General features: G+C 65.4%; 11 protein-coding genes and 1 other RNA gene. 4 read left to right on the top strand and 8 right to left on the bottom strand.

The annotated features are described in order from the left end of the window. Positions 1-132 precede the first annotated feature (132 nt). Positions 133-840 carry a DUF4191 domain-containing protein gene (locus tag F8O06_RS05900; protein ID WP_158037972.1) on the top strand — a complete coding sequence of 236 codons (708 nt, stop codon included), beginning with the start codon at positions 133-135 and terminating at the stop codon, positions 838-840. Here the strand turns inward: F8O06_RS05900 and F8O06_RS05895 are convergent. Next, the gene (locus F8O06_RS05895; protein ID WP_158037971.1) at positions 831-1,250 is read right to left on the bottom strand and encodes an RDD family protein; all 420 of its coding nucleotides are present in this window, start codon (positions 1,248-1,250) and stop codon (positions 831-833) included. The two genes, F8O06_RS05900 and F8O06_RS05895, sit on opposite strands and share 10 nt — an antisense overlap. 142 nt (positions 1,251-1,392) lie before the next feature. Between F8O06_RS05895 and glnA (F8O06_RS05890) the strand changes: the two genes are divergently transcribed. Next, entirely contained in the window at positions 1,393-2,817 is a 1,425-nt protein-coding gene (gene glnA, locus F8O06_RS05890; protein WP_158031443.1) for a type I glutamate--ammonia ligase, read from the top strand. 118 nt (positions 2,818-2,935) lie between these two features. Here glnA (F8O06_RS05890) and F8O06_RS05885 read toward each other — a convergent pair whose 3' ends face one another. The 3 genes from F8O06_RS05885 to F8O06_RS05875 all read right to left on the bottom strand — a co-directional run bounded on the left by F8O06_RS05885 (position 2,936) and on the right by F8O06_RS05875 (position 7,582). Beyond that, a complete protein-coding gene (locus F8O06_RS05885; RefSeq protein WP_158037970.1) occupies positions 2,936-5,905 on the bottom strand; it encodes a bifunctional [glutamine synthetase] adenylyltransferase/[glutamine synthetase]-adenylyl-L-tyrosine phosphorylase in 2,970 nt (989 codons plus the stop codon). A gap of 16 nt (positions 5,906-5,921) precedes the next feature. Continuing rightward, the gene (gene glnA, locus F8O06_RS05880) at positions 5,922-7,259 is read right to left on the bottom strand and encodes a type I glutamate--ammonia ligase (RefSeq protein ID WP_158037969.1); all 1,338 of its coding nucleotides are present in this window, start codon (positions 7,257-7,259) and stop codon (positions 5,922-5,924) included. A gap of 137 nt (positions 7,260-7,396) precedes the next feature. After that, a complete protein-coding gene (locus tag F8O06_RS05875) occupies positions 7,397-7,582 on the bottom strand; it encodes an SPOR domain-containing protein (RefSeq protein ID WP_158037968.1) in 186 nt (61 codons plus the stop codon). A 53-nt stretch (positions 7,583-7,635) separates the two neighbouring features. Between F8O06_RS05875 and map the strand changes: the two genes are divergently transcribed. Next, entirely contained in the window at positions 7,636-8,517 is an 882-nt protein-coding gene (gene map / locus F8O06_RS05870) for a type I methionyl aminopeptidase (protein ID WP_158037967.1), read from the top strand. A gap of 2 nt (positions 8,518-8,519) precedes the next feature. After that, the gene (locus tag F8O06_RS05865) at positions 8,520-9,341 is read left to right on the top strand and encodes an ROK family protein (protein WP_158037966.1); all 822 of its coding nucleotides are present in this window, start codon (positions 8,520-8,522) and stop codon (positions 9,339-9,341) included. A 56-nt stretch (positions 9,342-9,397) separates the two neighbouring features. On the opposite strand, the gene rnpB is transcribed toward F8O06_RS05865, so the two are convergent. From rnpB to F8O06_RS05845, 4 genes are all read right to left on the bottom strand, one after another. Then, an RNA gene (rnpB, locus tag F8O06_RS05860) (RNase P RNA component class A) lies at positions 9,398-9,781 on the bottom strand. Between the two features lie 59 nt (positions 9,782-9,840). Beyond that, positions 9,841-10,653 (bottom strand): Nif3-like dinuclear metal center hexameric protein, encoded by an 813-nt coding sequence (locus F8O06_RS05855; protein WP_158037965.1) that lies wholly within the window; start codon positions 10,651-10,653, stop codon positions 9,841-9,843. A 46-nt stretch (positions 10,654-10,699) separates the two neighbouring features. Beyond that, positions 10,700-11,644: a hypothetical protein gene (locus F8O06_RS05850; RefSeq protein ID WP_158037964.1), complete on the bottom strand. Its 945-nt coding sequence runs from the start codon at positions 11,642-11,644 to the stop codon at positions 10,700-10,702. A gap of 53 nt (positions 11,645-11,697) precedes the next feature. Continuing rightward, positions 11,698-12,609, bottom strand: coding sequence for an FKBP-type peptidyl-prolyl cis-trans isomerase (locus F8O06_RS05845; RefSeq protein ID WP_158037963.1), 912 nt, complete (start codon positions 12,607-12,609; stop codon positions 11,698-11,700). Positions 12,610-12,716: the final 107 nt, after the last annotated feature.

The raw sequence follows: 12,716 nt of genomic DNA, 5'->3' as shown, positions 1-12,716 counted from the left end.
CACCTTCCGCGTGGGCATGTGCATCCAGATGACGACGTTGTCGGGCTGTGCAGAGACCGGATTCGCGGTATTGCGTGATGGCAATCTGCGGAGTGCCCACGGCATCCCCCGATTCTCGGTATTCTAGAAAGCATGTCCAAGACCAAGTCCTCCACGAAATCACCAGGGCGCCTGAAGCAGCTCTGGCAGGTGCTCACCATGACGGTGAAAGCCGACAAAAGCACGATCGGCTGGCTGCTGCTGGCGTTCCTCGGCCCACTGGCCGTGGGCATCGTCATCGCCGTGCTGATCAGCCGGGACAACGTCTTCGGACTGATCGCCTGGATTCTGCTGGGCCTGCTCACCGGCATCCTGGTCGCGCTGATCGTGCTCGGGCGTCGGGCTGAAGCAGTCGCTTACACTCAGATCGAGGGCAAGCCCGGTGCGGTCGGCGCCGTGCTGCGCTCCACTCTGAAGCGCTCCTGGCAGGGCTCCGAGCTGCCTGTCGCGGTGAACCCGCGCACGCAGGACGCCGTCTACCGTGCGATCGGTCGCCCGGGCATCGTGCTCATCGGCGAGGGAGACGCCACTCGCGTGCAGCGTCTGCTGAACGACGAGCAGGTCAAGATTCGTCGAGTCGTCCCGAACATCGAAGTCAACCGCATCGTCGTCGGAGACGGCTCGGACGGCACTGTTCGACTGCGCCAGATCAATCGTCGACTCGCGAAGTTCAAGCCCCGGCTCACCCGTGCCGAGGTGGCAGCCGTCGCGAACCGACTCACCTCGCTCGAACACGGATACGGTGTTCCGAAGGGCATGGATCCGAACAAGGTGCGCCCGAGCCACAAAGGTCAGCGCTGAGCAGTTCTGCCAGCTAAGACGACGGCCGTTCCGGCTGCACGATCGTGCGCCGGGCGGCCGTCTTTGCCCCATACCAGCCCTGGCACGAAGAGGGCGAGCAGCACGGTGCGAATGAGCACCTGGAGGACTCCAGGGCGACCGGCGTTGGCGACGTTGACCACGCGCATGCCGAAGACGAGATGCCCGAACCCCATGCCCAAGGTCGACACGAGGGTCAGCTGCATGACGACCCAGACTGCCATTGTGACCATTCCGTTGCCATGAGCGAAGGCCCAAGAGATCAGGGTGGCGATTCCCCAGTCGAGCCCGAGGCCGAGCAGTCGTCTTGGCAGACCGGCCAACGCGTCGCTGGGCACCGCCGATGAGGGATCGATCGATTCTGACGACGAATTCGGGGAGTTGTTCTGCATCCCACGATTCTAGCCAACCGAGCGCGCCTCGTAACATGCGCGAAATATTCGGGATACCGTTGAGTAATCAGCGTTTCATACGCTGAAACTCATCACTCCGGAGAACACCCGGGGTTTCCTTAAAGCACATGGAGTCGCAGGTATGTTCAAAGATTCTTCAGAAGCTCTCAAGTACATCAGAGACGAAGGCGTCAAGTTCATCGACGTACGTTTCACTGATCTGCCCGGAGTGCAGCAGCATTTCAATCTGCCTGCCGAGTTCGTCGACGAAGACTACTTCGTCGACGGCCAGCTCTTCGACGGCAGCTCGATCCGTGGCTTCGCGAGCATCGACGAATCCGACATGCAGCTGATCCCCGATGTCACCACGGCGTACCTGGATCCCTTCCGCAAAGAGAAGACGCTGATCTTCAACCATGACATCTTCAACCCGCGCAACGGCGAGATCTATTCGAAGGATCCCCGCCAGACGGCGAAGAAGGCCGAGGAATACCTCGCTTCGACCGGCATCGCCGACACCGCGATCTTCGCCAGCGAGGCCGAGTTCTTCATCTTCGACTCAGTGCGCTACGAGATCTCGTCGGGGCGCAGCTTCTACGAAGTCGACTCCAACGAGGCTGCGTGGAACAGCGGCCGCGAAGAAGAGGGCGGCAACCTCGGCAACAAGACCCCGTACAAGGGCGGCTACTTCCCCGTCACTCCCGTCGACAAACTGGTCGATGTTCGCGACGAGATCGTGACCGAACTGATCGCCGCCGGCCTGCAGGTCGAGCGCAGCCATCACGAGGTGGGCACCGCCGGCCAGTGTGAGATCAACTACCGCTTCAGCACGCTCACCAACGCAGCCGACGACCTGCTCAAGTTCAAGTACATCGTCAAGAACGTGGCTCATCGCAACGGCAAGACGGCGACCTTCATGCCGAAGCCGCTCTTCAACGACAACGGCTCGGGCATGCACACCCACCAGTCGCTGTGGAACGCCGGCAAACCGCTGTTCTACGACGAGACCGGGTACGCCGGACTCTCCGATGTCGCACGCTGGTACATCGGCGGCATCCTGAAGCACGCTCCGGCGCTGCTGGCATTCACGAACCCCACGGTGAACTCGTACCACCGCCTGGTTCCGGGCTTCGAGGCTCCGGTCAACCTGGTGTACAGTGCAGGCAACCGTTCGGCGGCCGTGCGCATCCCGATCACCGGCACCAACCCGAAGGCCAAGCGCCTCGAGTTCCGTGCGCCTGATGCCTCGGGCAACCCGTACTTCGCCTTCGCCGCTCAGCTCATGGCCGGCCTCGACGGCATCAAGAACAAGATCGAGCCGCACGAGCCGGTCGACAAAGATCTCTACGAGCTGCCTCCCGAGGAGGCCAAGGGCATCCCGCAGGTGCCCGGATCGCTCGACCGGGTGCTTGACGCACTCGAAGCCGACAGCGACTTCCTGCGTGCTGGCGACGTGTTCACCGATGAGGTGCTGAGCTCCTGGATCGAGATGAAGCGCGAGACCGAGCTCAAGCCGCTCGCTCAGCGCCCGCACCCCTACGAGTTCGAGCTGTACTACGGCTGCTGATCGCTGAACTCGCAGACGGCAACGCCGCTGCCTGATCGTGTCGCCCGACCGGGCGCCGATCAGGCAGCGGCGTTCCGCATTTCTCGGCGGCGTCTTCGTGCCTCGCGACCTGCAGTGGTCACTCGCCGTAGAACAGCCGTTCGAACACGCGTCGGGAGCGCCGGGTCGCACGCAGATAGTCGTTGTCGAGGCGAGCGCTCTGCCCACTCGCGTAGCCGAGCACGCGTGCGGTGGGCTCCAGGGCGCTGCCCGGTTCGGCGAGCACATCGCTGGCCGTGCCCGTCGCGAGGATGTTGGCGTCACGTACCCGGGAGGCGAGCAGCCACGCGTGGCGGAGGGTCTCGGCATCGCTTTGAGAGATCGCCTCGGCGGTCTCGAGCGCCGAGAGCGCGGCGAGTGTGTGCGTCGTGCGCACGGTCGTGTCGTGTGCGGCAAGGCGCAGCTGATACAGCTGCACGATCCACTCCACGTCGGTGAGAGAACCTCGGCCCAGCTTCACATGACGTGACGAGTCGACGCCTCGCGGCAGCCGTTCCGATTCCATGCGCGCCTTGAGTCGTTTGATCTGGCGCTCGTCATCGCGAGTGAGCGGTCTCTCCCACCGTACGGCGTTGATCGAGGCGAAGCTTCGGTCGAGCAGTTCGGGGTCGCCGGCGACCGGGGCCGCCCGCAGCAGCGCGTGACGCTCCCACGGCTCTGCCCAGCGCTCATAGTAGGCTGTGAGCCCTTCTGGTGTGCGGGCGATGGCGCCCTTGCGGCCCTCTGGCCGAAGATCCAGGTCGAGTTCGACCGGCATGCGAAAATCCTGCACGGCCTTGCCGAGCGCCTGCGCCGCAGCACGGATGTTCGGGCGCTCCTGCACGGCCTCATACACATACATGACGTCGAGATCGGAAGAGAACCCGATCTCGGCCCCGCCGAAGCGTCCGAGACCGATGACCGCCAGACGCACGCCGAACCGCTCTTCGGCATCGAGCCACTCAAGCAGTGCCGTCAGCAGTGCCCGGTAGATGTCGGAGAGCGCCGGTGAGATGGTCTCGGCCGGCACCTCGTGAACGACGCTCCAGATAGCCAGCCGCAGCACTTCGCGGCGACGCACCTGCTGCAGCAGCGCGACCACTCGGTCGTCGGCCTTCGGATGCCGAGCCACGATCGCGAGCATCTCGTGTCGCATCACTTCGAAGGTGCGCGGCTGCACTCCGTCGTCGTCGTCGAACCACTTGGCAGCCTCGGGCTGACTGGCGAGCGCGTCGCCGATGAAGCGCGAACGAGACAGAGCCACGGCGAACCGGCGGGCGGCCACCGGAGAGTCCCGCAGCATCCGCAGATACCAATAGGCCTCTCCGATCGACTCGCTGACACGGGTGAAGGCCAACAGCCCGAAATCCGGATCAGTGCCCTCGGCGAACAGCTCGAGCATGAGCGGCAGCAGATGGCGCTGGATCTCGGCGCGCCGACTCACGCCTGTCGTGAGCGCGGTGATGCGATCGAGAGCGCCTGCGGGATCGCGGTAGCCGATCGCGCTGAGACGCTCGCGAGCATGCTGCTCGGTGAGCTGGAAGTCGGCACCGGGGATGCGGGCGACCGCCGCGAGAAGCGGGCTGTAGAAGATTCGGGTGTGCAGATCGCGCACCGAGCGCTTCACCTCGGTCCACACGGTCAGCAGTTCGTCGGCATCTGCGGCGAGCCTGCTAGAGCGGGCCAGAATGCGGAGCTCTTCGGGATCGGTCGGCATGAGATGCGTACGCCGCATGCGTCGCACCTGCAGGCGATGCTCGAACACTCGAAGGGTGCGGTAGTCCTGTGCGAAGTCCTCGGCCTCGCGTCGTCCGATGTAGCCGTTGTCGGCGAGCTGGCGCAGCGCCTCCAGGGTGCCGCGAGCCCGCACCCGCTCGTCGTGCTGTCCGTGCACCAGCTGCAGCAGCTGTACGGTGAACTCGACGTCGCGCAGCCCGCCTGGGCCGAGCTTGATCTGTCTGGCCGCCTGCTCGGACGGGATGTGGTCGCTCACCCGTTCGCGCATCGCCTGCACCGACTCGACGAAGTTCTCCTGTCGAGCCGATCGCCACACCATCGGGCGAATCGAGTCGATGTACTCGCGACCGAGCTCGACGTCGCCCGCCATGGCGCGTGCCTTGAGCAGCGCCTGGAACTCCCAGCCCTTCGCCCACCGCTCGTAGTAGGCCAGATGCGACGCCACGGTGCGCACGAGCGCGCCGTCTTTGCCCTCGGGACGAAGATTCGCATCGACCTCCCACAGGCCGGGTTCGACGCCGCCCGCTGAGATGATTCGCATCATCGACTGCACGATGCGCGTGGCGGTCACCAAGGCTCGGGTCGGGTCGGCGTCGTCGACCGGCTCGGCGACGTAGATGACGTCGACGTCGCTGAGATAGTTCAGCTCGCGTGCGCCGGTCTTGCCCATCGCGATCACCGCGATGCGCACGTGGTCGACGTGGTCTCCCAGCTGCGAACGGCACTCCTCACGGGCGAGCTGCAGAGCGGCATCCATCGCAGCGTCGGCGAGATCGGCCAACGCGACGCTCACTCGTGCGACGACGTCGCGGGGGTCGGGCGTGGCGAAATCCCAGTGCGCCAGCTGCGCGATGTGTCGTCGGTACCGGGTGCGCAGGGCGAGTGCGGCAGCCGAGACGCTGTGTGCAGCGGATGCCCCTGTCGCACATGCCGCTGTCGCCGTCTCGCATCGAGCGGCGGCGACGGCTTCGGCAAGGCTCTCCCGGTACTCGTCACGGGTCAGCGGCGACTCGTCATGGGTGAGGAACCAGCGCAGCTCGGCCGGGTCACGCAGCAGAAACTCGCTGAGCCCGAGAGACCCGCCGATCAGACGCAGCAGTCGGGTGAACGCCGCTTCGTCGACGTCGAGCACCGCCGGGTGACGCTCGGCGATGCCGATGAACTCGGTGAGGGCCGTATCTGGGTCTGCGGCCGTCGAGAACGCCGTCAGGCGTCGGCGGACGACGTCTGACAGCGCCGTCTGCTGTTCACGCAGCAGGTCGAACGCCCTGCTCGGCTCGGCGAACCCGACGCGGGCGAGTTCGAGTCGTGTCAGCGTCGGGGCGTGACTCATCAGCGACCGCCCGAGATCAGAGCCGGTTCAGATTGTGCGACAGCTCGTAGTCGGTGACCTGTGCACGGTAGTCGCGCCACTCCTTGCGCTTGTTGAGCAGCACGTAGTTGAACACCTGCTCCCCCAGCGTCTCGGCGACGAGCTCGCTCTCTTCCATGAGTTGCAGCGCCTGCTCGAGGCTGCCGGGCAGATCCTTGATGCCCAGGGCACGTCGTTCGGTGCCGGTGAGCTCCCACACGTTGTCTTCGGCCTCGGCGGGCAGCTCATAGTCTTCTTCGATGCCTTTGAGACCGGCGGCGAGCAGCAGTGAGTACGCCAGGTACGGGTTGGCCGCCGAATCGATCGCACGGTACTCGATGCGGGTGCTCTGACCTTTGCCGGGCTTGTACAGCGGAACGCGCAGCAGTGCCGACCGGTTGTTGTGGCCCCAGGCGATGGAGCTCGGCGCTTCGTCTTCGCCCCAGAGCCGCTTGTACGAGTTGACGAACTGGTTCGTGACCGCGGTGATCTCGGCCGCGTGCCTGAGAATGCCGGCCATGAACTGGTGGGCGGTGTGCGAGAGCTCGTACTGCCCGCTGGGGTCGTAGAAGGCGTTGTTGTCGCTCTCGAAGAGCGAGAAGTGCGTGTGCATGCCAGATCCGGGCTGATTCGGGAAGGGCTTGGGCATGAACGTGGCATGCACTCCCTGCTCGATGCCGACCTCTTTGACCACGGTGCGGAAGGTCTGGATGTTATCGGCCATGGTGAGCGCATCGGCGTAGCGCAGGTCGATCTCGTTCTGGCCCGGACCGACCTCGTGATGCGAGTACTCGACCGAGATGCCGAGTTCTTCCAGCACGCTGACTGCCTGGCGTCGGAAGTCGTTCGCGGTGCCGCCGGGCTCGTTGTCGAAGTATCCGGCGTGGTCGGCAGGTCGCAGCGGCCAGTTGTCGACCGAATCGCGTTCGAGCAGGTAGAACTCGATCTCAGGGTGCACGTAGAACGAGAACCCCTTCTCTGCCGCATGTGCGAGGGTGCGACGCAGCACATTGCGAGAGTCGGAGGCGGCGGGCTGCCCGTCTGGCGTCGTGATGTCGCAGAACATACGCGCCGTGGGATCGATCTGGCCGCGCCACGGCAGCAGCTGGAACGTGGTCGGATCTGGGAACGCCAGCATGTCGGACTCCGAGACGCGCGAGAAGCCCTGAATGGCCGACCCGTCGAATCCGATGCCCTCTTCGAAAGCTCCCTCGATCTCGGCAGGCGAGACCGCGACCGATTTGAGCGAGCCCACGACATCGGTGAACCAGAGGCGGACGAAACGGACTCCGCGATCTTCGATGGTGCGGAGCACGAAGTCGATCTGCTTGTTCATGGGGACCCTTTCACACGATGACACCGGGTGCGCGCAGCGGCGGCAGTGACACGACAACTCTAGGCCATCGAGCCGCATGAGATCGGCCGCGACGCGACAAGCGAACAGGGCGGCGGCATCCGCCGTCGGATGCCGGGTCAGTCCTGGTCGTCGGCTGCGTCCTCGTCGTTCCACTGCTTGGCGCGTGCCGCCACGATCTCAAGGGCGCGTGCGGCTTCGTCCCGCGTGGCGAACGGCCCGATGCGGTCGGTGCCCAGCGACTGCGGGCCCTCTTCGACCTCGCCGGTGCGCGTGTTGTACCAGAAGTTCTTCTCTTCGCTCATGCGTTCCTCCGTGATTTCTGCGGTGCTGTCACTGCTCAGCGTACAATCGCCTCATGCCTAAAGATGCACAAGGCCATATGATCCCTGGTCTCCATACTCCTCGTCTCACCGTACCGGCCGACATCGAACGCCCGTTCTACGTCGACGTCAAAGACTTCGACGAGACCGGCTTCGGCGACACGTACGACGACGAAGAGATCGAGCGCATCCGCGAGTCGAGCCGAATCGCCGCTGGCGCCCTGGACGCGATCGCCGCAGAGATTCGTCCGGGAATCACCACCGATCACATCGACCGGGTCGGTCACGAGTACATGGTGTCGCACGGGGCCTACCCCTCGACGCTCGGCTACAGCGGGTTTCAGAAGAGCCTGTGCACCTCGGTCAACGAGGTGATCTGCCATGGCATCCCCGACGACACCGTGCTCGAAGAGGGCGACATCGTGAACGTCGATGTGACCGCTTTCAAAAGCGGCATGCACGGCGACACGAACCGCACATTCCTCGTCGGCGAGGTGAGCCAGGAGGCCCGCGACCTGGTCGACCGCACGCTGGAGGCCACGCTCCGCGGCATCCGGGCGGCGAAGCCCGGTCGGCAGGTCTCCGTGATCGGCCGCACCATCGAGAAGTACGCCAAGCGCTTCGGCTACAGCAGCGTCCGCGAGTACACCGGCCACGGCGTGGGGCGCCAGTTTCACTCGGGACTGATCATCCCCCACTACGACGATCCAGAGCGCTTCACCGATGAGATCGAAGAGAACATGGTCTTCACCGTCGAGCCCATGCTCACCATCGGCAGCCCACGCTGGACGACGTGGAAGGACGGCTGGACGGTTGTCACCGCCGACAAGTCGCTCACTGCGCAGTTCGAGCACACCATCGTCATCCACGCCGACGGCGCCGAGATTCTGACCGGCTCGCTGGTCGAGAACAGCTGATCGTGGCGCAGGCGATCGGAATCGACGTCGGCGGCACCGGCATTAAGGCTGCCATCGTCGACACGACCACAGGAGAACTGCTCAGCGACCGGCTGACCGTCGAGACGCCGGAGCAGGCCACGCCGGAGCAGGTGGTGAGCGCTGCCCAGCAGCTGGTCGCCGCTCTGCTGGAGCAGCCGGCGGTGCTCGGCACATTCGGTCTCGAGGGAATCGCCGCTCGTGATGCGGCGGCTGGCGGATGGAACATCGAGATGCCCATCGGCGTCGCGCTGCCCTCGGTCGTCGTCGACGGCATCACGCTGTCGGCGGCCAACGTCTCGACGCAGTGGATCGGTCACGACGCAGCGGCCCACTTCAGCCGCGCCTTCGGCGTGCCGGTCGCGATCGTCAACGACGCTGACGCCGCCGGATGGGCTGAGGCCCACAGCGGCGCCGCCCGCGGCCAGCGTGGTCTCACGATCGTGACCACGCTCGGCACGGGCATCGGGTCGGCACTGATCCAAGACGGTCTGCTGATTCCAAACACCGAGCTGGGGCACCTCGAGATCGACGGAGAACCCGACTACGAACGGGTGGCGTCGCCAGTGGCCCGCGAGCGTGACGGAATCAGCTTCGCCGAATGGGGCGCACGACTCAGTCGGTACTACCAGGCGTTGGAACGGCTGTTCTCGCCGAGGCTGTTCGTCATCGGTGGCGGCATCTCGAGTGCGCCGGAGCTCTTTCTGCCACATCTCGACGTGCAGACCCCGGTGCGCATCGCCCGTCACAACCAGAACGCAGGCATCATCGGAGCCGCGGAGTTCGCCGTGGTGGCCATCGGCTGACCGCACAGCTGTCGCTGACACGGCCGCCTCGGCCTGTGCCGCTCAGAATCGAGGTGTGGACGGGATGCTCGATACGCCGGGTTCTGTCGCCGGTCGCAACACGCAAGGTGCTGTGACCGGGTGCGATCATCTCTCTCGGCGTGCCATTGCTGACACGCTCCAGCAACCTACCCGGAGGTACAGGCGGGCAGCCCACCTCCATGCTTGGTCTTGCTCCCGATGAGGTTTACCCAGCTGGGCATGTCACCATGCCCACTGGTGGTCTCTTACACCACCGTTTCACCCTTACCAGCCGCGACCGAGGTCGCCGCTGGCGGTCTGCTCTCTGCTGCACTTGCTCTCGGGTTGCCCCGGGTGGGCGTTACCCACCATCGTGCCCTGTGGAGCCCGGACGTTCCTCGGACCAGATCTCTCTGGCACGCGATCGCATGAGCATCCCGTCCAGCGCAAGAGTCTACTCCCCTGACGCCCCGAACCGTGCATCCTCATCGAAACCGGGTCACTGCGCGATCGCGAAGTCCCAGGGATCGGTGCGCAGGTCGCTGACGGTGAAGCGCACCTGCGGCAGGTGCTCCGCAAGCTGTCTGGCAGCGACCGGCAGCCAGACCCATTCGCTGGCCCAGTGTGAGAGATTCACGACAGCAGGCAGCCCCTCGGCACGCGCGTCGAGGGTCACGTGGTGACGCAGATCGGCAGTCACATAGACATCGGTGGCCTGCACCTGCGGCAGCTGCAGCAGCGAGTCGCCTGCCCCGCTGCACAGCGACACGGTGCTGACCTCGCGTTCGAAGTCACCCGAGACTCGCACCTGCGAGGCCGTCGACGGCAGCACACGCGCGATGTCAGAGGCGAACTCTCCCAAGGTGGTGCCCGCCGGCAGCCGTCCCATACGGCCCAGCCCGGCATCCGCATTCGCGTCGTCGGCTGGCACGAGCGGACGCTGATCACGCAGGCCGATGAGATCTGCGAGCACCGCGTTCACGCCGCCAGGCGCGCTGTCGGCGTTCGTGTGTGCGCTGAAGAGGGCGACGCCGTCGCGAGCGGCCGCGAAGAGCAGGCCGCCTGTGGCGGATGCGGCATCAAGTGTGCGCACCGGGCGAAAGAGCGCGGGGTGATGTGTCAGGAGCATCTGCGCGCCAGACCGTCGGGCCTCGGCCAGCGTCTCAGCGGTGGCGTCGAGCGCGAGGTGCACGTGCGTCACCGTCGCTGCTCGATCGCCCACCGCGAGTCCGGGGTTGTCCCACTCCTCGGCCAGCGAGGGCGGCCAGAGCCTCTCGGCGACATCGACGATCTGCTGCAGCGATGTGGTCATTGGTGTCTCCTGACGGCGCGAGTCGGGTGTTCGAAGGATGGACGGGCTAACTGGTGGCGAGGGAGGTGCCGTCGATCGTGACGACGAAGACCAGCGTCTCATGTCTGAGCGCCTCGGGCAGCTGATCGGGGATGCCCTCAGTCGGCGGCACGACCGCCAGAAGGGTCGTGCCGACCGGTTGGTCTGTCAGCGCCGCATGAAGCCCTTTCGGCAGAGCCGAGAGCGCACGTGAGGAGGCACCGGAGGCGAAGTCGTCACCGACGACGTCTCCGAGACCCCAAGTGGTGGTGTATGCGCGAAAGACCAGCTGGTCGTTGTCGGCGACCGGCGCCCCGGTGCCCGGTGTGAGCACCTTGACCTGCGTCGTCTGGGGCGGACGGCCGCTGCCTGGGGACACCTCCACGGGGCGGCCCGACTGAAACCTCGCCTGAGGAAAATCGTCGTCGGCGAGACTCTGCTGCGTCGGGCGATCCTTGGTCGGCGGAGCGTCGACATCGAGCACGGCGACAAGCCCGCGGTCGGCGTCGAGGCCGGTGGCGGCGAGGCGCTCGTCGCCGTAGAAGCTGCGGGCCTTTCCCGTCACCACGATGCGACTGCCGCTGTGCAGCCCGACGACTGACTCAGCCACTCCCGGTTCGGCATCTCTGACGGTCGTCGTGAACGCACGGGGCCAGGAGCCGACGGCGCTGATGGCTGTGCCGTCACCGGCGTCGGTGATCTTCGCCTTCACCGAGATGGTGGTGTCATCAGTGATCTTGGGCCCGTCACCGGCGCTCACCACGGAGCGCTGCAGGGCGTCGACGGCCAGCGGAGCGTCGAAGTGCACCTCGGGCTCCGAGCCAAAGTCTGCGGCGACCTGCACCGACTGGGATGCCGAGCCTTCGGAGACGGCGCTCGAGCAGCCTGAGACGATCAGCGCCGTGCAGAGCATGAGGCACAGAGCCGCGATGAAACGGATGTCGATGCCACGATTCGGCGTGGTCGTCGTCATCGGCTGCGCCGCTGCTCCCGTGGCGATCGGCTGCGAAGACCTCTGTGTGCGAGTCACTGTGCAGTGGCGGGAGCCGTCGACTCGATCTTGACGACGAAGATCAGCGTCTCGTGCTGCAGAGCGTTACCCGCGGCATTTCCGTATGCTTCTGCAGGAGGCACCACGGCCAGAACGGTTGATCCGACCTGCTGCCCGACGAGTGCCTTCTGAAAGCCCTTGACCACGCCGCTCACGTTGAACTGCGCCGGGTCTGAGCCGAAGTTGCCGTCGAAGTGCTCGCCGTCGCGCCACTTCACGCCCTCGTAATGGACCGTCACCGCATCGTTCGCTGAGACCGTTGCGCCTGACCCCGGGGTCAGCACCTTGATCTTCGTCTCTGACGGCGGGTCGCCCTGTGCGGCGGCCACGGTGGGAACGCCCTTGTCGTCGAACGTCACCGCCGGAAAGTCGGCGTCACCGAAGTCGTCACGAGTCGGCTGGTCATCGGTGACGGTCTTCTGGACCAGGTCGAAGACGGCAACCAACGGCTGAGCCGGATCCATGCTGCTGCCGTTGAGCGCGTCGCTGCCGAAGAGCTTCGCCGCACTGGCAGTGATCACCACGCGGGAGTTCAGCGGGACGTCATCGAGCGCGGCACCGAGTGCGGGATCGTACTGTGAGAAATCAAGCGACATGGTCTGCTGCCAGCTGGAATCGTCCGTGTACTGTTTGCCGTCAGTGCCGTTGTAGAGCGCAAAGCGCACGGACACGAAGTCATCTTTGGAGATCTTGTCTCCGTCACCGGTGATCACGACGTTCTTCTGCACGTCGTCGGCCTTCAACGGAGTATCGAACGTGACCTCAGGCACTGAGCCGAAGTCGCCGCTGACCGTGACGGCATGTGCCACGCTGTCGTTCTGGACGGAGCAGCCCGCGAGCCCGATCATGAGAGCGACCGCAGCGGCGGTGGCGAACAGCTTCTTCACAGAGTGATCCTTTCCCGCAGCCGGATTCGGCCGCACTCCAACAGTATGACAGGGCTCTGCTGTGCAGAGTCGGGGTGGGCGTCGACGACTCGCGCGGCGGCACGCGC

Origin of the sequence: Pseudoclavibacter sp. CFCC 14310 (assembly GCF_008831165.1) — a bacterium.
Classification (GTDB): domain Bacteria; phylum Actinomycetota; class Actinomycetes; order Actinomycetales; family Microbacteriaceae; genus Pseudoclavibacter_A.
Note: the sequence above shows the minus strand (reverse complement) of the source record. Positions and strands in the feature narration are given on the sequence as shown.